19 protein-coding genes and 2 tRNA genes are annotated in these 21456 nt (G+C 39.1%); 9 read left to right on the top strand and 12 right to left on the bottom strand.

What is annotated here, in order from left to right:
- Window positions 1-316 precede the first annotated feature (316 nt).
- The 4 genes from rpsB to HZA38_02165 all read left to right on the top strand — a co-directional run bounded on the left by rpsB (window position 317) and on the right by HZA38_02165 (window position 5974).
- Window positions 317-1069 (top strand): 30S ribosomal protein S2, encoded by a 753-nt coding sequence (gene rpsB / locus HZA38_02180; GenBank protein MBI5414299.1) that lies wholly within the window; start codon window positions 317-319, stop codon window positions 1067-1069.
- 65 nt (window positions 1070-1134) lie between these two features.
- Window positions 1135-1908, top strand: a complete 774-nt coding sequence (locus HZA38_02175; GenBank protein MBI5414298.1) for a DUF4870 domain-containing protein — start codon at window positions 1135-1137, stop codon at window positions 1906-1908.
- Window positions 1909-1932: 24 nt separating this feature from the next.
- Window positions 1933-2700 carry a translation elongation factor Ts gene (gene tsf / locus HZA38_02170; GenBank protein MBI5414297.1) on the top strand — a complete coding sequence of 256 codons (768 nt, stop codon included), beginning with the start codon at window positions 1933-1935 and terminating at the stop codon, window positions 2698-2700.
- A gap of 91 nt (window positions 2701-2791) precedes the next feature.
- Window positions 2792-5974 carry a SpoIID/LytB domain-containing protein gene (locus HZA38_02165; protein MBI5414296.1) on the top strand — a complete coding sequence of 1061 codons (3183 nt, stop codon included), beginning with the start codon at window positions 2792-2794 and terminating at the stop codon, window positions 5972-5974.
- Here HZA38_02165 and HZA38_02160 read toward each other — a convergent pair.
- The 3 genes from HZA38_02160 to HZA38_02150 form a co-directional block, all read right to left on the bottom strand.
- Window positions 5968-6240, bottom strand: a complete 273-nt coding sequence (locus tag HZA38_02160) for a type II toxin-antitoxin system YafQ family toxin (protein MBI5414295.1) — start codon at window positions 6238-6240, stop codon at window positions 5968-5970. The two genes, HZA38_02165 and HZA38_02160, sit on opposite strands and share 7 nt — an antisense overlap.
- Window positions 6165-6521: a type II toxin-antitoxin system RelB/DinJ family antitoxin gene (locus HZA38_02155; protein ID MBI5414294.1), complete on the bottom strand. Its 357-nt coding sequence runs from the start codon at window positions 6519-6521 to the stop codon at window positions 6165-6167. The genes HZA38_02160 and HZA38_02155 overlap by 76 nt, the downstream gene beginning before the upstream one ends.
- A 238-nt stretch (window positions 6522-6759) precedes the next feature.
- Window positions 6760-8883, bottom strand: a complete 2124-nt coding sequence (locus HZA38_02150; GenBank protein MBI5414293.1) for a hypothetical protein — start codon at window positions 8881-8883, stop codon at window positions 6760-6762.
- Between the two features lie 443 nt (window positions 8884-9326).
- On the opposite strand from HZA38_02150, the gene HZA38_02145 reads away from it, so the two are divergent.
- The 3 genes from HZA38_02145 to HZA38_02135 all read left to right on the top strand — a co-directional run bounded on the left by HZA38_02145 (window position 9327) and on the right by HZA38_02135 (window position 10967).
- On the top strand, window positions 9327-10436 hold the full coding sequence (locus HZA38_02145) for a phosphoribosylformylglycinamidine cyclo-ligase (GenBank protein MBI5414292.1): 1110 nt from the start codon (window positions 9327-9329) through the stop codon (window positions 10434-10436).
- A 208-nt stretch (window positions 10437-10644) separates the two neighbouring features.
- A tRNA-Lys gene (locus HZA38_02140) sits at window positions 10645-10719 on the top strand.
- Between the two features lie 17 nt (window positions 10720-10736).
- Window positions 10737-10967, top strand: coding sequence for a GIY-YIG nuclease family protein (locus HZA38_02135; GenBank protein ID MBI5414291.1), 231 nt, complete (start codon window positions 10737-10739; stop codon window positions 10965-10967).
- Between the two features lie 56 nt (window positions 10968-11023).
- Here the strand turns inward: HZA38_02135 and purD are convergent, their stop codons facing one another.
- Genes purD through HZA38_02120 form a run of 3 tightly spaced genes read right to left on the bottom strand, consistent with a single transcriptional unit; the run spans window position 11024 to window position 12967 of the window.
- Window positions 11024-12343: a phosphoribosylamine--glycine ligase gene (purD, locus tag HZA38_02130; protein ID MBI5414290.1), complete on the bottom strand. Its 1320-nt coding sequence runs from the start codon at window positions 12341-12343 to the stop codon at window positions 11024-11026.
- A 43-nt stretch (window positions 12344-12386) separates the two neighbouring features.
- Window positions 12387-12686 (bottom strand): type II toxin-antitoxin system mRNA interferase toxin, RelE/StbE family, encoded by a 300-nt coding sequence (locus HZA38_02125; GenBank protein MBI5414289.1) that lies wholly within the window; start codon window positions 12684-12686, stop codon window positions 12387-12389.
- The gene (locus HZA38_02120) at window positions 12683-12967 is read right to left on the bottom strand and encodes a type II toxin-antitoxin system Phd/YefM family antitoxin (GenBank protein MBI5414288.1); all 285 of its coding nucleotides are present in this window, start codon (window positions 12965-12967) and stop codon (window positions 12683-12685) included. Before HZA38_02120 ends, HZA38_02125 begins: the two co-directional genes overlap by 4 nt.
- A 99-nt stretch (window positions 12968-13066) precedes the next feature.
- Between HZA38_02120 and ligA the strand changes: the two genes are divergently transcribed.
- The gene (gene ligA / locus HZA38_02115) at window positions 13067-15205 is read left to right on the top strand and encodes an NAD-dependent DNA ligase LigA (GenBank protein ID MBI5414287.1); all 2139 of its coding nucleotides are present in this window, start codon (window positions 13067-13069) and stop codon (window positions 15203-15205) included.
- Between the two features lie 209 nt (window positions 15206-15414).
- Entirely contained in the window at window positions 15415-15960 is a 546-nt protein-coding gene (locus tag HZA38_02110) for a hypothetical protein (protein MBI5414286.1), read from the top strand.
- Between the two features lie 242 nt (window positions 15961-16202).
- On the opposite strand, the gene HZA38_02105 is transcribed toward HZA38_02110, so the two are convergent.
- From HZA38_02105 to HZA38_02080, 6 genes are all read right to left on the bottom strand, one after another.
- Window positions 16203-16277 (bottom strand) — tRNA-Met (locus HZA38_02105).
- A gap of 172 nt (window positions 16278-16449) precedes the next feature.
- Window positions 16450-17265, bottom strand: a complete 816-nt coding sequence (locus HZA38_02100) for a hypothetical protein (GenBank protein MBI5414285.1) — start codon at window positions 17263-17265, stop codon at window positions 16450-16452.
- A 140-nt stretch (window positions 17266-17405) separates the two neighbouring features.
- Window positions 17406-18182: a nucleotidyl transferase AbiEii/AbiGii toxin family protein gene (locus HZA38_02095; protein MBI5414284.1), complete on the bottom strand. Its 777-nt coding sequence runs from the start codon at window positions 18180-18182 to the stop codon at window positions 17406-17408.
- Window positions 18169-18558 (bottom strand): hypothetical protein, encoded by a 390-nt coding sequence (locus tag HZA38_02090; protein ID MBI5414283.1) that lies wholly within the window; start codon window positions 18556-18558, stop codon window positions 18169-18171. Before HZA38_02090 ends, HZA38_02095 begins: the two co-directional genes overlap by 14 nt.
- 393 nt (window positions 18559-18951) lie before the next feature.
- Window positions 18952-19509: a DNA-3-methyladenine glycosylase gene (locus HZA38_02085; GenBank protein MBI5414282.1), complete on the bottom strand. Its 558-nt coding sequence runs from the start codon at window positions 19507-19509 to the stop codon at window positions 18952-18954.
- A gap of 5 nt (window positions 19510-19514) precedes the next feature.
- A partial coding sequence (locus HZA38_02080; protein MBI5414281.1) for a hypothetical protein occupies window positions 19515-21456 on the bottom strand: 1942 nt, incomplete at its 5' end.

The following is a 21456-nucleotide window of genomic DNA, read 5'->3' as shown; positions in this document are numbered from 1 at the left end:
CGACTTTTTCTTTTCTAACATCCTCTCTATTTCCTCTCGCTCTTTGAAGCTGATTGGCTTGCGAACTTGTTTCATGTCTAGAAATAAAATATAAACTTATTTTATCTCTAGGGTGGTGCTTATAATTTTAGAATGTACGAAATTGTGCTTCCCCTTGCCTCCGCTCCACTTTTTCTGTACACTTCGCAGCGCTTTTCTATCACCGGAGGAAGCAGATTGTTCAAATCCTGCTTTTGAAGCCATAAAGTTCGAAAGTTTATGAACAGCGTGAAGTTTCCTCTTGCGACCAAATTTAAGGATTTTTCCCCCTCTTTCTATGATGATTTCTCTTGCTGATCTCGCTCAAAATGCTGTTCATTTTGGGCATAAAGTTTCTCGCTGGAATCCGAAAATGAAGAATTACATTTACGGTCAGAAGGACGGAATTCATATTATTGATCTCAAAAAAACAGCTTCCCATCTTGAAGTGGCTCTGAAGAAACTCAAATATCATGTCGACAAAGGCGACGTTATCCTTTTTGTTTCGACAAAACCTCAAACAAAGCTTTTGTTTGAAGAACTCGGGAATGAAACCGGATATCCGATAGTAGTGAACAAATGGATTGGAGGAATGCTTACGAATTTTGCGACTATTCAGTCTCGAATAAAATATTTGAAATCTCTTCGAGACATGGTCAGAACTGGAGAAATTGACAAATTCAGTAAAAAAGAAAAATCCCGGCTTATTCGAGAAAAAAGTAAATTAGAAATCGCATTTTCCGGAATTATTGATATGTACCGAAAACCGGACGTTATTTTTGTGACTGATGGGAAAAGAGATGTTTCTGCCCTTCGCGAGGCAAAGCTTCTCGGAATTCCTATCATTGGAATTGCAGATACCAATGTAGATCCTGATTTATATACCGATCTTATTCCTGCGAATGATGATGCGATTTCATCACTTACGTATATCCTTTCCTTTATTTTTGATGTCGTGAAGACTGGGAAAAAGAGAGAAAAGAGAGAAAAGGGAGATGAAAAGAAGCAAAGTCAGAATCAGGATATTGAACAAAGTGAACAGACTGAATAGCCTTTAAAATGTACTTTAAGGACGAGCAATAGAGAGGGATTTTTTTGCACTTGGCACCTTGTTTTATGTCTTTCCCAAACCAAAAATCACTTGAAGAAAAATTCCATGAAGAGAATGGAATGACACTTGAAGAAGCATGGGGAAAAGTACGAGAATGGAATCTCGCGGGGAAAAAGGAGGAGGCCAAAAAGGGATGCGAGATCATTCTTGAATTTTTTCCAAATCATGAGGCAAAAGATCTCCTCGCTCATTTAAGCGGAGCGCCAGCAAAGAAAATGAGTATGGCTGAAAAATGGGGAAGTAAGTTTGCTGATAGTGCAGAAAAAGTCATCATGAGAGCAAAAAAAGCCCGTGAGTCAAAAAAAGAAAAAATTCCCGAAAGCAAAGTCGAAAATCCATCTTCAGTTGAGCCTGAACCGAAAGCTCCATCGACTGAATCGCACGAAGAGACTCATGACCATTCTTCTCAGCAGTCTTTCCTCAAAGAATCTTCTCCTGAAAAAGAGGAATCCTCAGAGTCGAAGCCTGTTGTTCTGGAAGATGAGCGTCTCTTCGCCACCATTTCATATGCGTGGATATTTTGCGTTATTCCGCTTCTTATGAAAAAAGATAGCGAGTTCGTCATGTTTCATGCAAAGCAAGGCCTTGTGCTCGCTATTCTCATTACTGTTTTTGATTTGTTTGTTGGAGGAATTTTAAATCTCGCTCTTCCGGCAATTGGATTCTTTTTGAAAGTAATATATCTCGGAATGCTTGGATATGCTGCGTATGGAGCGTATTTGGGAAAATATTGGAAAATTCCTTTTGTCTACAATCTCTCGCAAAAGATTAAAATCTAATTTTTTCTTTTTTCTGAAAATACTATGACTGAAATTTCCGCTTCAGAGGTAATGTCACTCCGACAAAAAACAGGTGTTTCTATGATGGCGTGTAAAAAAGCTCTTTTGGAAGCAAAGGGAGATATGGCAGCTGCCGAAATTGTTCTTCGCAAGCAAGGAGAAGCAAAAGCCGCAAGTAAAAGAGATAGAGTTACGTCTGAAGGTGCTATCGCTATCTCTGGGAATACAATTATCAGTGTTCGATGTGAGACAGATTTTGTAGCGCGAAATGAAGATTTTTTGACATTTGTTCAGGATCTTGCCAGTGAGGGAGCCAAAAATGGCGCAAAAGCAGTAGAAAGTAAATTTGAAGCTGGAAAGACTGAAAAAATTGCAAAAATTGGCGAAAATCTCACGCTCGGTGATGTTCGAACCGTCGATGCACCGGTACTTGGGGGATATGTTCATTCCAATAGAAAAATTGGCGCTCTCATCGGACTTTCTGGAGGAACAAAAGAAGTGGCTGCAGATATTGCCATGCACGTAACGGCAATGAATCCACTCGTTTTGAGTCCAAATGACGTTTCAAATGATCTTGTGGAAAAGGAAAAGGAGATTTGGAGAGATCAACTGAAAAATGAAGGAAAACCGGCAGAAATTGTCGAAAAAATCATGATGGGAAAAGAGAGAAAATTCCGCGAAGAATCGGCCCTCATTGCTCAGGCATTTGTAAAAGATCAACAAAAAACAGTCGGAGAATACGCCAAACAAAATGGAGCTGAAGTAAAGGCATTTGCGAGAGTAGAAGTGTAATTAAAAATTCAAAATTTAGAATTCAAAATTCCTTCTGTACTCCCCTTTCGACCAAATGTGTGAAATACTATTTGCGATTTTTTTCTTGAGCGTGAAAATTCGAACGCATTTAAAGTACATTTTCGGAGCACTCGGTATTTTCCTTTTGGGAAATATTCTCCATACAGAAACTCTTTCTGCAAATGAGACCAAGGTTAATGAACCTACAAGTTGGGTTCAGGAGCTTCCGAAAAACCAGGAATATTCTTGGATCAAACTTCGGAGAGAAGTCACTGCCTTCACGGTGGAAATCCCATCTGATGCACATATATTTCTTCAGAAAAAAGGAGAAGAGTGGAAAGAAATTCTTTCAGACGAAGATGCAAACCACTTGGGAAAAGAGGTTCTTCCAGAAACGCCTGATTTTGAACCATCTGAGGGCAATGTTTCTCCGATGGAACTTGGAACTCCATTTCAAGAGTTTCGGTTTCGGATAGAATCGAAATATTCTGAAAAACTTCCAGAAAAGATCAGATTTACGTTTGTCGATACACGTATCGCTCAATCTTTCCAAAAAGTAGCATCAGTAGGTGTGAATATTGATGGTGTTTCGATTATATCTCGTGAAGCCTGGGGAGCAGATGAGTCTCTTCGATTTCTCCCAGACGATGAAAGTCTTTTTGGAGAAGATACGACAAATAGACAGGAGGAAGATGAAGTGCTCGGAAAAAAGACGCTCCTTGGGTGCAATAACTTAAATGCCCTTTATCCCGATGAATTCGAAATTAATCGCACAGTAACGAAAGAAAATGGGAAGAGGCTCAAATGGCCATTTCAATATTCTTCAAAAATTGAGAAAGTCGTAATTCATCACACCGCTCGAGCTCTCGATGGAGATGCGCGTGATCCAAAAGAAATCATGCGTGCCATTTATTCCTATCATGCCCTTTCTCGCGGATGGGGAGATATCGGTTACAATTTTGTAATTGATCGTAACGGATATATCTACGAAGGCAGAGCAGGAGGGAACAACGTTGTTGCCGGGCATGTTTACTGTGCGAATGTCCAGACAATCGGTATCGCGCTCATGGGAAATTTTGAAGAAGAAAATCCAACCGATGCTCAAGTTGATGCGCTCAAAAAATTTCTTCCGCACCTTGCGAAAACGTATCAGCTTGATCTCACAGCAGAATCTCGTTTTCATGGGAAATATCTTCCGAATCTTCTCGGTCATAGAGATTTGGGGGCTACGGCGTGTCCGGGAGAAAACATGTATTTTTTGTTGCAATTCCTGAGAGCTGCGATTGGTGGAACAGAAAGTATTCAGGAACTCAAAAAACTTGTTCGGAGTGCGGAATTTGTCGGGAAAATTAACATTCTCTCTCTTGACCCAGGAGAATGGGAAAATATATCTCTCACATTTAAAAATACCGGAAATGTGACATGGAATTCAGGAACATGGCTGTACGTTCTTCAACCAAAATTAGGAGTATCTGCTGAGCCCAGATTGCCGCCAAAAACGTATGTCGCTGCGATCATGAATGAACTCACCGTTCGTCCGGAAGAAACTGGGACTTTTCAGGTACAAGTTCAGGCGGGATATGAAGGCGGACTGTATTCTCTTGAATTTACGCCTGTGGTGGATGATCGTAAAATTTCGGATGTTGCCATTGTGCAACCAGTGCAAGTCGCAAGACCTGAATGGGGAGCGAGGTTTCGAGAGGCAAAGACAAGTCCAGAGAAGCTTCATGATGGAGAGCGATTTTCTGCAAGTATTGCTTTTAGAAACACTGGAAATACAAAGTGGAAAAAAGAGTTTGTTTCTCTTGCCATGTATGTAAATGGAAAAACGTATATTGGCGAACTTAATGAAAATATTGTACAGAAAAATGAAGAAGGTCATTTTGTCTTTCAAGCGCAGCCATTTGAGGCAGCTCGCACATACGGAGTTCGACTTGAATTTCTCCTGAGTGGGAAAAAAATGAAAGGAATTCCCATGACGCTTTATAAAATTCACGTGGAAGAATCAAATGAAAAAGGAAGGCTTCTCACGCCGAAACTCATAAATTCATCGGTAACAAATGGAGAAATTGCTACTACTGAAATCAAAATATTGAATTCTGGGAATACTTCTTGGAATACAGAAGATGTGTTTCTTGTCCTCACGGGAGAAGGAAAAAGCAAACACATTCAAATGAAGGAAAACGTTGTTCTTCCAAAGGAAACAGCGACATTTTCTCTTTCTTTCACTCCTCAGAAAAATAAGTCGTATTCAAAACTCAATTATCAACTCCAAAAAAATACCCGAATAATCTCCATTACGAAGGGAAAATGGATTATCAAAAATATTACCACGGGAAAAAATTCATCTCAGCCAGCGGAGAATTCAGCTCCTGTCATTATTGATGTTCCAAAAGAAACTCCAATTCCCCTCCCCTCTTCTCCCTCAAAAAATATTCGAATTCGACTCGGTTTTGAAGGGAATGATGCCCGCATTACCTCAACCGATTCCTATGAAATCTGGGGCGATGATGCCTTGATTCAAACTGCGTCTGGGAATTCAACAGCACAGATAGAAAAAATCGGGAGTGCCGTCCGACTTGGCGAAAAGAACTACGCTGTTCTTCGATTTATTCCCACTTCAGAAAATGGTGTTATGACCATTCCTTCATGGAATCGAATGCCGGAATGGGACACGAGTGGAAAATATAATGATAATACATTTCGCGGAACGATCGAATTCCGAGTATATGAAGATCAGTTCATCATGATCAATGAACTCCCGCTCGAAAAATATCTCCGGGGACTTGCGGAAGAAACAGATAAAACAGCAAAAGAGAAACAAAAAACAATGGCAATTCTCGCTCGAAGTTATGCGCTTTTTTACATGCAACCGGAAAATAGAAAATTTCCCGGAGCGCCGTATGATGGTGATGATTCTCCCGCGACATTTCAGAAATATCTCGGATACGGATACGAGCTTCGCATTCCGGAATTTGTAAAATCAGTTGAGGAAACCGCGGGAAAAGTCGTGACGTACGAAGGAAAACTCATAAAAACTCCATATTTTTCTCAAAGCGATGGAAGAACGCGAAGCGCTGAAGAAGTCTGGGGATGGACGAATACTCCGTATCTTCAAAGCGTCCCGGATCCATATTCAGAAGGTCTCGAACTTAAAGGACACGGCGTTGGACTTTCGGGAAAAGGAGCGGAAGGAATGGCACAGGCGGGGAAAACGTATGGGGAGATTATCAAATATTTTTATAAGGGGGTGGAGATTGGGGAATCTCAATAAACTTTGCTATGACTTCCCACGTCTAAAAAGAGTATTTTCCTATAATTGGACTCCTCTCGAAATATAATACGCAAATCATATCCTGGAGAGATTGACCTCTTGCCGAAAAGTCTCGAAACAGTCAAAGAATGATTTCTGAGCTTTTCATGGAATGGGTTTATCAGAAGGAGTTTTATGGTTTTTCGAACTTTTACTTTCTCCTTCTCACTGAGTCTGGAGAAGCTTTTCTTGAATTCTTTGTGGTAGATAACTTTTCTTTCAAGCATATATCGTTATCAAGATACTGTATCGCCTCCTTTGCAGATGAGAATTCTGGACTGATATTTTTTCCTTGGTCTGCTTCTTTTTCTCGTCTTAAAATTTCTTCAATTTCAGCCTCAGTAAAATGATCTTCATCAGCACGAAGTGAAAATGGAATACTCTTTGATCGTATAATTTTTTTCAGATACATGCGAATTGCGGTTGGCAAATCAATCCCCAAAAATTCGAGAATTTTTTCAACAGCCTCTTTATCAACATCTGGAATACGAATTTGAATGAGTCTCATAAATTTATATAAAAGCATGTATATTATATACATAACAAATTATTTTTTCAATATTTTTGTATAAATTAATATGAAATACACATACACACTAAAAAAACAATTTATATCGTCTCTTCTGAGAATTTTTTTATGATTTCGCAAAAAAATCCTATTGACGATTCTGTCGACGAACCTCGTCGACACTTTCTATAATATTGATACTTTCACACAAAATGCCTTGCGATCTATGAATTTCGCATTATTTATGCCTCTTCCTTTTCGTAGACTTATCAAGAAAATCCTTTATTTCTTGCCATAATTTTATGGCATCTGGTTTAGCGGGTTTTTGTAATTGTTGAGCAACTTGCGATCTTATCGCCTCTCCTCGCGACCTCGCTGTCCCCTTACTAGCAGGCAACTTTATGAGTCTTCCTTCTGTTAATCTATCTAATAAAAATGCTGCAGGTTCACTTAATCCCTGAATTTTGAGAGACTCAACACGACACATTCTCTGGATTGCTTCTTCTTGTGGAACTGTTGATGATGGTCTTCTAGCTCGTCTTGCTTTGTTTTTTGAGATGCCTTGAGTGACGATTTCTAGAGACGAAGCAGACACAGTTAATACTGGAAAACTCTCTTCTTCTAATCCATCAGGATCATTATAAGAAACAGCAGTAACAGTATTTGTAATTATCTGAGGTAATAGAGATAATTTTCCTGCCAAGGATTCTTCCAGTTCGGTTAAGCGCTTAACATCAACATCAGCAAAAATTTCAGAATCTGCCACATCTCTAACTCCCTCCACAACTGCTAATTGCATATTAATAAACTCTCTACAAAATGTACTAATTCTGTCATCTTTCAACATCTTTTCATTCTCAAGTAGTTCGTCTAGCGCTTCCTCGGTTTCTGAAGAAAGTAATATTCCTGCACAATTTGAGGCGAGTCTTTGTCTTCCTGTATTTTCCTCGGTGTAATCTGAGAAATTCATTACTACAGGACCGTACTCTTGATATACTGGTACAAGGTATTGCAAAGCTTCAGAATCTGTAGCTGCAAGTTTTTCCAATTGATCGCGATCTAATGATGCCAACGGAACTGATGCACCTTCAGCGGTTGTTTCTATTTTTTCTGAAGTATCCATTAAATAAAACTCTCGCATCGCATCGGCAAGTGGATGTTCTGCATTTATTTTTCCTTTTTCCGTAAGTTGACTAATCTCTAAGGCTGACGCATTTTGTAAATTTCTAACTCTATCCACCAAATCAGCGCCGTCACTAGTGAAAAATTTCCTTCCTTCAAGATCATACATCAAAGCTCTGGTTTCATGAGATAGTAAACGTACCATTGCATTTACATGATCTTCCGGAAACTTCCCCTTTCTAATAGCTCCCCATAATTGGATAAAAGCCGCATCAGCTAGATCACAAATTTCATTCAAGAGTTTTGCTTTTTGAGAAACTATCTCTGTTGATGAATCAGCAGGATCTACCTTAGGTAAGAATAATTCTAGAAGCTGTAAGAACTCATTCCTTTCTGCTAAGATTCGTTGCAAATATTTTTTTACATCTTCCTGAAAGAGAGGGAGATTTGCAAATTCAGAAGTTGTTTCCAAATACGATCCTTCATTTATGGCTGCTAAAAGCTCATCAATTATTTTTGATTTTTCTTCTAGTTCTAATATTTTCTCTTCAACAGGACCGAGCAATAACAAAGCTTTTGTTCTTTCCTGCGTCTTCTTAGGATCCTCTCCATTCAAAATTTCGCCGAGTTCATAAGACACATTTCGTTGTCTTGTATCAACATCAATTAATTCAGCCAATTGTTTATCTAACACTTCTGACATACTTATACCTGACAAGTCCAATAACCGCATCATTTGATCTTTTATATTTTTGGTATCAAGTTCCTGCCTTAAGGCCTCAGCCGCAGCAAGTGGATCTTCTTCAAGGAGAGGAAAAAGTCTTTGCAAGTTTTCTTTATCCAATAAATTGCATAACTCCTGCTTTTCTCTTTCCCATGTTTCGATTGGTACTGCTACAGCCATATTATGAAAGTCGCTGAGCGTTTGTGCGAATTCCGCATCTTTTCCCGATAAATTAATTTGTGCCACTGCTGTGAGTTCAGCTATTTCATCTTTGGATTCATCAGCATCTGTTTTTATCCTTTGTATAGTAGAGAGCACAAGTCTTCGTATATGACATACACCTTCAATTATTGTCATTAATCTCTGTCTCTCTTGTTCAGCATCTGCAGTTGAACTTGCCACAGTGTCAGCAAAATCCCTTAACCTGTCGGCAAATTGATATTGACTCGCTTGATCAAGGGGATTTGCTTCTTCCAGTTCGGATGCTCGACTATGTTCTAACGCAGTATTATCCATATTAATCTTAAAAAACAAAAAACGCCTCTTATTTTTTATTAGGAGGCGAGAGAAAATTCACATTACTTTTTTAGCATCATTTCTCGCGCCGCGCCTTATAGAGGACTCGAACTGCTACAATAAGCTTGCAAGTAATGTTACGTATCGGAAGCATTTTTTTGAAAAAGGAGAATATTAATGCTGCTTTGAGCATAATTGTTTTTCCAGAATTGTCAATAAAAATTTCTATTTGGATAATACAAGCCCTATTTTTTAGATCATTAAAATATCATAAAATGTCTGTATTACAACAAAAAAACATATTCTTCTTTTTCAAAAAACTTCTGCTAACAGAAGATCGTTGTCAGGGGATTTTTTAGCTGAACTTTCTCAAAATTTCATCTGGACAAAGAACCCGCTTTCTCCATAATAACGAAGCGAAGATCTGTCATTTTTCAATTCCTATGACAAAAAAGATTGATTACAAAGGAAGTGGTGTTCATTACGATTTGCTGGATCCATTTAAAATAGCGGCTCAAAAAGCTGCTGCTCAAACAGATGGCAATATTGATTATCTCCACTTGAAGGAACTTCCCGAAAGTCGTGGAGAGAGCGCTTTTTTAGTGGAAATGAATGGAGTATATATAGCTCATGTGGAAGAAACTCTGGGAACAAAAAATCTGATCGCAGACGCCATGTATAAAATAACAGGGAAATCTTATTATGATACCATCGCCGTTGATACAGTAGGTGCGATCATTAACGATTTGATAACTACGGGCGCACTGCCTATTTCTCTCGCAATGCACCTTGCTGTCGGCGATTCGCATTGGTTTGAGGATACCCAAAGACAAAATGATCTCATAGCAGGGTGGAAAAAAGGCTGCAATCTTTCTTCGGCAGTTTGGGCTGGAGGAGAAACTCCGACACTCCAAGGAATTATTGAGGAGAATACCGTTTTACTTTCGGGTTCTGCTACCGGGATTATTCAGAACAAAGACCATCTCATTCGCTCTTCAAACTTACAGGATGGAGACAGAATCATTCTCTTAGAAAGTTCGGGTATACATGCAAATGGTGCGAGTTTGTGCCGTAAAATTGCTTCCGAAACATCAGAAGGGTATGAAACACGGCTTTCTGATGGTCGAATGTTTGGCGAGGCCGTTTTAGATGAAACCATTATTTATGTGCCAGTTTTGAAAGATTGTGTGGCAAGTAATATTCATCTCCATTACATGTCGCATATTACCGGTCATGGTCTCAGAAAAATCATGAGAGCTACTCAGCCATTTGCGTATATTATTGAAAATATTTTTGAGCCATTGCCGGTGTTTGATTTTATCCAAAAAAAATCAAGTCTGGATGATACAGAAATGTATGGCACTTTTAATATGGGTGTTGGATTTGCCATGTACATCTCCCCGAATGATGTCGAAAAGGTTTTAGCAATTTGTTCCAAAAATGGCATCAGAGCAATCAATGCCGGATACGTACAATCAAAAAAAGACTCCAAAAGTCTTTCCATTCTGCCAAAAAGAATTGAATATGCTGGGGAATCTTTGGCAGTGCGCTAAGCTTTAGATATTGATTGAAAAATAAAAATTGTATAGACTTCCGAAGCTTATACGCGGGTAAGTAGCTCAGCTCCGCTAAAGCGGAGTTGGTCGTGGAGATAGGGAGAATTGTTCTTTTCATTTTTCGGGTAAGTAGCTCAGTCAAAGAGCAGCTCCGCTAAAGCGGAGTTGGTCGTGGAGATAGGGAGAATTGTTCTTTTCATTTTTCGGGTAAGTAGCTCAGTGGTAGAGCAGTGGCCTCTTAAGCCATTGGTCGTGGGTTCAACCCCCACCTTACCCACCAAAATTTGTATTTTTAAAATGGCATTTGTTTATATTCTGAGGGGAGAGAGGTGGTATGTAGGAAGTACAATTGATCTCTCGAGAAGAATAAAAGAACACGCTCGTGGAAAAACTCACACAACGAAACGAATAGGAGATTGGAAACTTGAGAAAATATTTTCAACAGGAACCCTCAAAGAAGCTCAGGAATTAGAAAGAAGGATAAAAAGGTCAGGACATATTGAAAGGTGGATTCATGCTCAGTTTTAGAGCAGCTCCGCTTTAGCGGAGTTGGTCGCTTATTCAACCCCCACCTTACCCACCACCTATAAATTCATCATCATTTCTATCCTCTTCTCTATGAGCTCCTTCGTCCCAATATCTCTTCGATGAAAAACCGGTCCTGAAACTGCGTTACACGCTTTTTCTGCTAACTTTTCCGCTTCAAAAATATCATCCGCAATTCCTACAAATCCAATCGCACGTGATCCCTTGAGAGTAAATTTCCCGTCAATTTCATCAATTGAAGAAAAAAAGACTTCCACATTCTTTGGAACATCACCAATCGTAATTTCTGCGCTTTTCACTGGATTTGAAGGATAGCCTTCTGGGCAAACGTATTTGCACACCGTCGCCTTTTTTGCAAATCGAACTTCTTTTTCTGAAAGATTTCCATTTATAATTCCAAGGCAAATCTCCACGAGATCGCTCTCAAGAAGTGGCAAAACATTAAGTCCTTCAGGATCACCAAATCGTGAGTTATATTCGATAAGCCGAGTCCCTTTTTTTGTCGCGATAAATCCGCCATACATAATTCCCATATATTTGCTTCCACATTCTTTTTCAAGCGCTCTCATCGTCTGCTCAGTAATTTCTCGAGCTTCCTCCAAATGTTGCGCCGTGAGAAACGGAAGATTTTCTGGATAAGAATACGTTCCCATTCCGCCGGTATTTGGACCGGTGTCGCCTTCAAACGCTCTCTTGTGATCCTGAACTACTGGCATTGGTTTCACGACGTTCCCATCCGTAAAATACATGAGGGAAAATTCTTGCCCGATAAATTTCTCTTCAATGACGAGTTTTCCGTGTTCTTTGAGAATTTTTTCAGCAATCCTGAGTCCTTCTTGAAGTGTAGAAAAATGATCTCCAGAAACATGAACGCCTTTTCCACCGCAGAGTCCATCGTCCTTAATCACAAAATTTCCCTCGAGATGTTCACAAAATTTATTCATTCCTTCCATGCTTATGAAAACTTTAAATTCGGGATTTCCGGGAATTCCATATTTTTCTAGAAGATTTCGAGTGAAACTTTTTGAACTTTCGAGCCTTGCAAGAGACTTCAGTGGTCCAACACTTTTTACTCCAACTTTGAGGAGTGAGTCTGCTGCGCCGGCTCCGATGGGATCATCCGGACCGAGAATGGTAAAATCAATTTTATTTTCTTCGGCGAATTTTTTCAGATGAGTAAATCCATCTTCTTCTCCAAAATTTTTCTGAGAACAAATTTCATATTCCTCAGAAATTTTACAAATTCCCGGATTCTTCGCATTCGCAAAAGTAAAAATTTTTGGATTTTGAGGAGACCTTTTCAATGTCTTCGCGATGGCATGTTCGCGACCGCCGTTTCCGAGGAGGAGAATGTTCATGAGCAAAAGATTATATTTTCGCCATGGATTGTAGCGGAAATTTTTATAAAATTCCCAGTCTTTTTGCTACTTCGATATAGACTTCCATGTTTCGTCGAAATCCTATCTTTACAACTAAAACTTCAATTTTTGCTTCATAAATCCTATACACTATGCGAAACTCACCAATGCGGAGACTTTTATATCCGCTGAGATTCCCCGAAAGATGTTTTCCAAATTCATGCGGATGAGTAGGTAGTTTTTTTGAAATTTCCAAAAAAATTTTCTTCCTATCGCTTGTATCAATTTTCCGAAAATCTTCTTTCCAAACAAGGTCGTCGAAAATAATCTTGTACTTTTTCATTCATTTTTTGAAAAAATGAGCTTCTCCATTTCCTCAAGAGAGAGAAATTTCTTATCTTTCCTTTTCATTCTTTCTTTTGCCAAATTTCCCAATATAAAATCTTCAAACTCTTCAATTATCTTTTCTGTTTGATCGTATTCATCATATAATTGTAAAACTGCTACAGGTTTCCCCCTCTTCGTGATAATCACGACGCCTTCCTCCGCAGAGTGAAGAGCTTTCGTGCCGGTACTCCGAAGTTCTGATTCTCCCATAATGCTAATTCCATGAGTTGATATCATAATATGTATATTAAATTGTACGTTTCAATTGTACACTTTATTGTATACAATGAAAAGTGATTTTTCAAAATTCTCAAAATCTGACAAAATATCCTCTGTATGAATGAATCCGATATCCTCTCCGTCGGCAAAGAACTTCTGAAAAATGGAAAGCATTATGATGAACAAAAAATTTATTCAAATGTAGAGTTTTTACGTGAGATTCTGCGATACCACAATGCTCAGTATTATCTGAATGATGCGCCCATTATTTCTGATCATGAATATGATGCGCTTTTTCGACTCCTCAAAATGTGGGAGGAATCATATCCAAAGCTAAAAACCTCCGATTCTCCTACTCAAAGGATTGATCTTTCCGTACAGAGCGAACTCAAAAAAGTTCCGCATCTTACCCAAATGCTTTCGCTTGAGAATGCATTTTCCAAAGAAGACCTTTTAGAATGGGAAGAGCGGATATGCAAGTTTTTGGATGCGGGAGAAAAACCAAACTCTACAGTAGAACTCAAATTTGATGGTCTCGGAATTTCTGCTATTTATGAGGATGATCGCCTTGTACGTGTTGCTACGCGAGGAAATGGAGAAGTGGGAGAAGATGTAACACTGAATGCAAAAACAATTTCATCAATTCCTCTTCGCGCAAATTTTTCTAAATTCGGAGCAAAAAAAGTGGAGATCCGCGGAGAAGTGGTGATTAAGAAGAAAGATTTTGAAGAATTAAATTTTGAACGCGCTGAGCGAGGAGAAGCTCTTTTTTCAAATCCGAGAAATGCCGCATCAGGAAGCCTTCGTCAACTCGATCCGAATATTACCCGAGAACGAAAACTCACTGCTTTTTTCTATCAAATTTCGTATTTTTCTCCTGAAGAAAAAATTCCAAAAAAATATTCTGAGGTTCCCAAAATGTTTCATGAGCTTGGACTCCTGAGTTCTCCTTTTTTTAAAGTATGTAGTTCGAGTGAAGCCATATTTGATGCCGTTCAAAAAATTGAAAACCATCGCGAAGATTTTGAGTTTGAAATTGATGGCGCTGTTATCAAAATCGATGATTTTGATCTTCGGGAAAAAATTGGAGAAACCAATCGCCATCCGAGGTGGGCAATTGCGTATAAGTTTCCCGCAAAGCAGGAAATTACTCGTATTCTTAATGTGGAATGGCAAGTGGGAAGAACGGGAGTACTCACGCCAGTGGCAGACTTGGAACCGGTTGATATTGGTGGAGTTCAGGTAAAACGCGCGACACTTCACAATATGGATGAAATTGAAAAAAAAGATTTTCGCATTGGAGATTTTGTAGTGATAGAACGAGCGGGAGACGTCATTCCCAAAGTCGTGACTCCCCTTCTCGATCGAAGAAATAATTCAGAAAAAAGGATTCATCCTCCTAAAAAATGTCCTGCATGCAAAAGTGTCGTTCTGCATACTCAAGGCGAAGTTGCTCTTCGCTGTGAAAATGTTTCTTGCCCAGCACAAATAAAAGCCCGTATTGCCCATTTCGCCTCAAAAAATGCTCTTGATATTGAGAATCTTGGAAAAGAAACATCAGAACTTTTTGTAGAAAAAGGTCTGGTTTTGAATTTTTCTGATCTTTTTACGCTCCAAAAAAGTGATGTTTTGGCACTCGAGGGATTTCAAGAAAAATCTGTAACAAATTTGTTTACTGCTCTTGAAGAGGCAAAGAAAAAAACACTGTGGAGATTTCTTGCTGCGCTCGGAATTCCGCTTGTAGGTCAGCGAACTGCAAAAGATCTTGCTGAGAAATATCCAATTTTTTGGAATTTAACGAAAGCATCAGTGGAGGAACTTCAGGAGATTCAAGGTGTTGGTCCGGAAGTCGCCTTGAGCATCGTGAATTTCTTCAAAACTCGGGAAAATATGGAAATGTTTCAAAAATTGGAAACCGCAGGATTTCCTCTTTCGCGATCAGCAGAGCAACGAGAGAATACAGAAGATGGAAACTTGCGACATTTCAGCGGAAAAATATTTGTTTTTACGGGAACTTTGAAAAATTTCAGTCGGGAAGAAGCCCAGGAAATTATTGAGAAGCTCGGAGCAAAAGCTGTCTCTTCCGTTTCCAAAAATACTGATTATGTCGTGTGCGGAGAAAACGCCGGATCCAAACAAGAAAAAGCAATAGAACTCGGTGTTGTCATTCTTACAGAAAAAGAATTTTCTGAAATGATCGGCGGAGAGAAAACTCAATCAAAGCAAAAACATGGAGAACGTATTTCTCTTTTTTGAAATTATCTGTTGACGAGCTTCGTCAACAGAAGAGTGCCATTTTGTTGGCTTATTCAAGCCAGTATTTTAAGTGGTCGATTTTTTTAAGAATACATCACCAAAAAAAGAGTTTAATGGCTCTGGATCCTTAACATACTCCTGAAAGTTTAGGAAATTCCTATGGCTTTCAGGGAACACGGAGGTGAGAGATGAGTGATCAGTGGATTTTTGTGAATGAAATTCTGGGAGGATTTCTCTATTTCCTCTCGAAGGTGTTTCTCTCCTACGTCGGAGAAAGCGACAAAAAGAAGATTCGCATTGGATGGATTGTCTATCTCCTCGGAGTCCCCTCTTGGGTGATCATCCTCTGGCACTATCAGAGCTACATTTTCTGTGGAACGGAGCTTGCCGGAGGAATTGTGATCTTCAGGGGGCTCATTAGCTCATTTCAAGAGAAAAAAAAGACAGAATTCGATTCGATCGACATCGGAATTTGTGTGCTCGTGTTTCTCATAACACTCTGGCACACGGTTCAGACGGTTGGATTCGAGTCAATTGTCCCCTACTTAGAAGTCATAATTGCAGTGGGATTTCCGCTTGGTGGATACCTCCGCAGAAAAGAGAATATTTTCTGCTGGTATGCGTTCACTGCTATGCACCTCGCGGCTATGCCCATTCTCTGGGAAAAGGGACGGATGCTTCTCTGGACTCTCCAGGCGCTTTCAGTGTTTTTCGCGCTGAGAGGCGTGAAGAACATGGCGGAAGCTAATGAGTGATTATGGAAAAGGCGCGGCATTCGGTCGCGCCTTCAAGGAGGAATTTGTGAATTTCTCTCCAAAATTCTCTAAAGCAAAAATCCCACTTTTCTTCTCTCTCACCTCTTATACCAATTCTCGATAAAAATGCTACGTATTTTCTTATGTGTAAATAAGAATAGGAAAGCAATATGCAGTAAGCAATAAGTATTGTAAAAATTTGGCTTACTGCTCGTATATTCTTCTTAATAAAACTGGTCGAATGGTTGCGGGGGCTGGACTTGAACCAGCGACCTTCGGGTTATGAGCCCGACGAGCTACCACTGCTCTACCCCGCGACGATTGTACGAAAATGCCACGAGAGAATACCCTTTGGCATCTTATTTGTCTAGAATTTCTTCATTTTTGAAAGTTGAAATATTCGCAAATAACGACCACTCAAATTTACATCTCAGTGGGAATGGAGAGCATCAAGAGAAGTTTTGATGAGGTGAGGATGTTTTAGAAGGGCTATTTTTTTTCTGAAATTTCTTTTCCATCTAAAAGGAATTTCCTACCTTGATTTTGAGCCATAACCTCATCATATGACAAACACACCTCTTTTGGGTGTGTTTGAATGAAGGGTTTACTTTTTATTCTTGTTTTTAAGAGAGATGCTCCGATATTACCATTCGTATGCATTCCACTAATTGTTACTGTATGAATTTGAATTGGTTTGCTGGGATTGGAAAAGAGTTCAATGTAATATCCTCGAACTCCTGGCATTAAACCTTTTTCTTTTGCCATTTGTAATCTTTCAAACATTCTTCCCAATGCTTGAGATAGAGATGAAGTGCGATCTTTTGGGTCAGAACTTATAAGTCCCCAAACTCCCTTTCTATTTTCTCTTGCGTGCGGTTTTCTATAATATGAAAGTGAATCTAATTCTGAATTTTCTGCTTTGAGTTCATCAAAAAGTGAGGAAACCATAAAATATTTTTTCTCTTCAGCAGTTGACCCAACCTCTGTTTTATTTGCACGGTCTCTCAAAACCATTTCCACTTGTTGTTTGACAATTATTCTTAATCTCCCAGGTCTATCTTCTTCGGACTGTTTCGCCCTATCAAGTGTTGCCCTAATTCGCCCCACTATTTTTACCAATTCTTCATCTTGAAGCCCGTTGGATTTTTCTAGTGCTTCTCTATCTGTCTCAGACAATCCGAGAGTAGTAGCGTCATCTTTTATCAGTGTTGCAATTTGTTCCTGTAAATTATTATTGTCTGGAGGCATAAGCAAATTGAAAATATATTTAGTATCAAAATACCATATAATTGACAATTTTGTCAATTTGTTTTTTTGGGAGGCGGCTCCACAGAGCCGACCCGGTCGCTTGCCCACAGGCGAGTCCCGGGGAATTCAGATGATATATTTCTCGAAGATGCTCAATACAGCACTTTGAAGAAATAAAACATCGGAGTTTTCAACCTTCACAAACTCTGCTCTATAAATTCTCGAAAAAGGAGCACCTTGTTTGTATCTCTCGGATTAAAAAGAAGTGGCTCTACATCCTTCGCTAGGTCTTCAAAATTGAGTGAAGCTGTCTTTTCCAGCAAATACTTTTTCAAATTCGTTTGATTATTAATGCCAATATTCTTCTTCAAATAGTCAAAATTCGGCTGAGCGCCAATTCCATACAGGAAAACAATATCAAAGAAATCTCGCCCAATAATTCGATTTCGATCGAACGACGCAAAAATTTTCTGAGCAAGGAGCAAATCCTTGGGAAGCGCGTTAATTTGCGTGAAAATATCAAACTTATTGAGAAGCGGCTTCTCTGAAACATATTCAAAATTCTGTGGAACGGTATCTACCTGAATGAGAATTTTCTGATCAGCCATCGCTGAAAGACCTGAATCAAACAGCAACTTTGGGATACGAATTTTGATGCGATACGCGTTTTTTGTAATTGTTTGTACCTCTACTTCAAGACCTTCGAGCATCAAATCCTTTTGAATAATCTCGCTGAGATGTATAAATTCCTGTTCACTCAAACCAAAATTATCAAAATCTAAATCTTCGGAAAATCTGCTACTTCCATGAACAATTCTGAGAGCAGTTCCTCCAAGAAACGCTAACTTATTCCCATATTCGCTGTTAAAAATGCTGTTTAAAATCTTGTATTGCAAATATTCCTTCAAAATACTTTCCTTGAAAGCATGTAAATTTTTAGGATATGCCGTGAGGATTTGTTCAAGTGGTATCATTTTGGATGGTGGTAAGAAATATTTTTGCACGCTTCAAAAGCGCCTTATTCTGAAAAGTCTCGAGATATTTTTGAAATCTCTCAAGATTAATCTGAGACCGAAATTCATAGCTATTGATCCGCATCCCCTCAAAGTCATTTGCCGTCTTCAGTCTTGAATTCACATACAAATAATCCAAAACAGCCTTTTCAGGTTCTGCGAGAAGTATCTTTTGCTTTCCAAATTCGACAAATCGATATCCCCAAAAAAGACTCGGCTTTATTTGCTTGTAGCTGAAATTTCCAAGAGGAGTTTCAAAACTGGTCGCCTTCTTTGTGCTCACAGAAGTTATTTGAAAAACTTCCTCAGGAATAAACCCATAATACTTCAAAGCCATCTCAAGAGACACACACGACGGAGCATAAATTTTATTGGCAGCATAAAAAAGAAAATTCTCATTCAGATTTTTAGTATTAAAAGAATAAAAACCTCGCTTAATCTTGCATATATAATCCTTCTTTTCCCAGCGATCCAGCTGTATTCGATGAAACTCAGGAATTACCTTCAAAATGTCCTTCAAAGAAAAAATAGGATACGCCGATAATTGATTTTGAAATTCTATAAACTGCATTTTTATTCTGTAAAGGTACAAATTTGTATGTTTACAGAATTATAGTAACAAATATTTCTGTGAAATGCAAGAAGAGACTGAATTAGTAACGGGTCGCCCGAGGACGGGCGACTCCTGTATAATCCGAAACGACATTTGTGAGGTGATCTTTACCATTTTTCATCTACTGAGAAACTTATTTCCCCGTATAAAAAATCTCCAGGGTAAGTGCTTCGCTTTCTCAATTCCAATTCGTTCCGAAACTCCGATATTTTCAGAAAGAATTCTTCGGTCATCATACAGAAAGATTTTTTCGTTTACTTTTGTGCCATTTAATTTTTTCCCTATTTCAAAAGCTTCACAGAGTTTTCCCGGACCAGAAGTAAGATTATGGAGATTTTCTGTATGGCGATTCTTTTTCATCTCTTGAATTCCCGAAAGTGGTTCAACTGCTCGAATAAGAACGGCGCCACATGAATCTTTATTCGTCGTAATGTTCAAACAGTGATACATTCCATAAATGAAATACACATAAATATGTCCATATGTAGTAAGCATTATTTCACTTCGAGGTGTAATTTTATGTCCATGTGAAGCCTCATCTTCCGTGTATGCCTCTGTCTCAACAATTATTCCTGAATAATTTTTGTATACAATCTTTTTCCCGAGAAGATCTCGAGCAACTTTTATGGCATCACGAGTAAACCATGAATATGGAAGGAGTGAGAATTTTTCCATAAATTTTATGGCGTCACCTGGCAGATTGGAGGCATTTCAAAAGTATCAGCAACAAGGAGAAAAAATGTATCTCCTGTAATTCCATCTTCATTTTCTGCAAGAATTTGAATCGGATATACAGTCGAAGCTGAAACTGAAGGCAGTGTTCCTGAAATGACCCCAAGCGGAGAAATGGAGAGGAATTCTGGACCACTCAAACTAAATCCAGAAACATTCGCAAAATTCCCGGAAATGTTTAAAGAGAAAGGAGAAGCTTCTCGAAGAGTTTTTTCTGTCTCAGGTATTAAAAGTTGTGGCGGATGCGGAATATTTTTTATGGTAAGGGTGAACGTATCTGAAGTTTCTCCCTCTCCGTTCAAAGCTGTAATTGTAATGGGGAAAGAAGAATCTTCAGCAGTTACATTTGGAAGTGTTCCACTGATGATGCCTTCCGTGTTGATACTCAAAAATGCTGCTCCACTTAAATCATATGCGGTTTCTCCAGCAAAATTTTCAGAAACATTCAAAGAAAATGCCGTATTTTCATTTCCTGATTGATCTGGAATTGGGGTTAAAACAACTGGCGGACGCGGAACATTAAATACATCAACTCTTTTATTGACAACATTTGACCATGCTCCATCGTTATCTTCCACCTTGAGAGAGAGTGTGAATCTTCCTCCGCTCGGAGAGACTTCCTGTGCCCGCACGGAAACATGATCTTCATTCACCGGATTTTGCAGAATTCCGTCTCCCGTAATGCTCCATTCCCACGCTGTAATATTTCCATCAGGATCACCTGATCCTTCCGCAGAAAACAATTCAATATCTTCTTCAGCCAAGAGATCAGTGCCATCTATGTGGGCATTTGGAGTTATATTCACATTCTGTACTGTCACCACATTGCTTACGAGAGGCGACCAAAGTTCTTCATTATCTTTTACTTTGAGGAAGAGTGTATATTCTCCTCCATTTGAAGGAACAGAAGATGCCCTTACGGAAATAACTTCTGTATTTGGTGCACCTTCGATATTCCCATCTCCCGTAATGCTCCATTCCCAAGCATTAATTGTGCCATCTTCATCAGAAGAAGTATCAGCGGAAAATGTACTCACATCGTTCTCAAAAACAGTCTGAACTCCAGTGATTTCTGCTACAGGAGTTTTATTTATATTTTGCACAGGAACAGTTTTGTTCACTGCTACTGACCACAGGTCTTCATTGTCTTTCACTCGAAGAGTGAGTGTAAATGAACCTCCCGATACCGGTACTTCATTGGTACGAACATTCACTCCTTCCCATGTTGATGGACCTTCAATATTCGCATCTCCTGAAATACTCCATTCCCACGCAGAAATATTCCCATCCGGGTCTGAGGAAAGTGTTGCCAAATAGAGAACGGTTTCGTTTTCTGAAGTTCCATTCTGACCGCCAATAACCGCTATCGGAGTTTTATTAACATTTGTAACAATAATGGCAAAAATATCACTTACACTTCCATCCACATTCCTCGCCGTAACAGTAACATCGTATCTCTCTCCGCGAGGAGTTACTTCCGGAAGTGTCCCAGAGATAATCCCATTCGCGTCAACGCTCAGAAAAGTTACTCCGCTGATCTCATAGCTCGTCTCCTTCTCAAAATTGGAAGATATATTCAGGGTGAATGCGGCATTCTCATTTCCTGATTGGTCTGGAATTGGTGTGACAAGTGTTGGTGGAACGAGAACATTTCTTATCGTCAAAATAAACGAATCAGAAACGCTTCCTTCTGCGTTCAGAGCAGTTACATTTACAGTGTAATTCGTATCTTGAGTTACATTTGGCAATGTTCCACTTATAATTCCTTGGGCACTGATGGCAAGGAACGCAGCTCCGCTCAATGTGTACGATGTTTCAAGATTAAAATTTGCAGCGACATTCAAAGAAAACTCTGTATTTTCATTTCCGGATTGATCAGGAATTGGAGCT

The sequence above is a fragment of the Candidatus Peregrinibacteria bacterium genome, from assembly GCA_016220175.1.
Taxonomy (GTDB): Bacteria; Patescibacteriota; Gracilibacteria; order CAIRYL01; family CAIRYL01; genus JACRHZ01.
The sequence above is the reverse complement of the archived record's forward strand: the minus strand, read 5'-3'. Positions and strand labels throughout refer to the sequence as shown.

What these genes read in the sequence shown, in the direction of transcription:
- rpsB (MBI5414299.1), top strand. Translation starts at nt 317, where the DNA reads ATGATGATTTCTCTTGCTGATCTCGCTCAAAATGCTGTTCATTTTGGG.
- HZA38_02175 (MBI5414298.1), top strand. Translation starts at nt 1,135, where the DNA reads ATGTCTTTCCCAAACCAAAAATCACTTGAAGAAAAATTCCATGAAGAG.
- tsf (MBI5414297.1), top strand. Translation starts at nt 1,933, where the DNA reads ATGACTGAAATTTCCGCTTCAGAGGTAATGTCACTCCGACAAAAAACA.
- HZA38_02160 (MBI5414295.1), bottom strand. Translation starts at nt 6,240, where the DNA reads ATGCTTGAAAGAAAAGTTATCTACCACAAAGAATTCAAGAAAAGCTTC.
- HZA38_02155 (MBI5414294.1), bottom strand. Translation starts at nt 6,521, where the DNA reads ATGAGACTCATTCAAATTCGTATTCCAGATGTTGATAAAGAGGCTGTT.
- HZA38_02150 (MBI5414293.1), bottom strand. Translation starts at nt 8,883, where the DNA reads ATGGATAATACTGCGTTAGAACATAGTCGAGCATCCGAACTGGAAGAA.
- HZA38_02145 (MBI5414292.1), top strand. Translation starts at nt 9,327, where the DNA reads ATGACAAAAAAGATTGATTACAAAGGAAGTGGTGTTCATTACGATTTG.
- HZA38_02135 (MBI5414291.1), top strand. Translation starts at nt 10,737, where the DNA reads ATGGCATTTGTTTATATTCTGAGGGGAGAGAGGTGGTATGTAGGAAGT.
- purD (MBI5414290.1), bottom strand. Translation starts at nt 12,343, where the DNA reads ATGAACATTCTCCTCCTCGGAAACGGCGGTCGCGAACATGCCATCGCG.
- HZA38_02125 (MBI5414289.1), bottom strand. Translation starts at nt 12,686, where the DNA reads ATGAAAAAGTACAAGATTATTTTCGACGACCTTGTTTGGAAAGAAGAT.
- HZA38_02120 (MBI5414288.1), bottom strand. Translation starts at nt 12,967, where the DNA reads ATGATATCAACTCATGGAATTAGCATTATGGGAGAATCAGAACTTCGG.
- ligA (MBI5414287.1), top strand. Translation starts at nt 13,067, where the DNA reads ATGAATGAATCCGATATCCTCTCCGTCGGCAAAGAACTTCTGAAAAAT.
- HZA38_02095 (MBI5414284.1), bottom strand. Translation starts at nt 18,182, where the DNA reads ATGATACCACTTGAACAAATCCTCACGGCATATCCTAAAAATTTACAT.
- HZA38_02090 (MBI5414283.1), bottom strand. Translation starts at nt 18,558, where the DNA reads ATGGCTTTGAAGTATTATGGGTTTATTCCTGAGGAAGTTTTTCAAATA.
- HZA38_02085 (MBI5414282.1), bottom strand. Translation starts at nt 19,509, where the DNA reads ATGGAAAAATTCTCACTCCTTCCATATTCATGGTTTACTCGTGATGCC.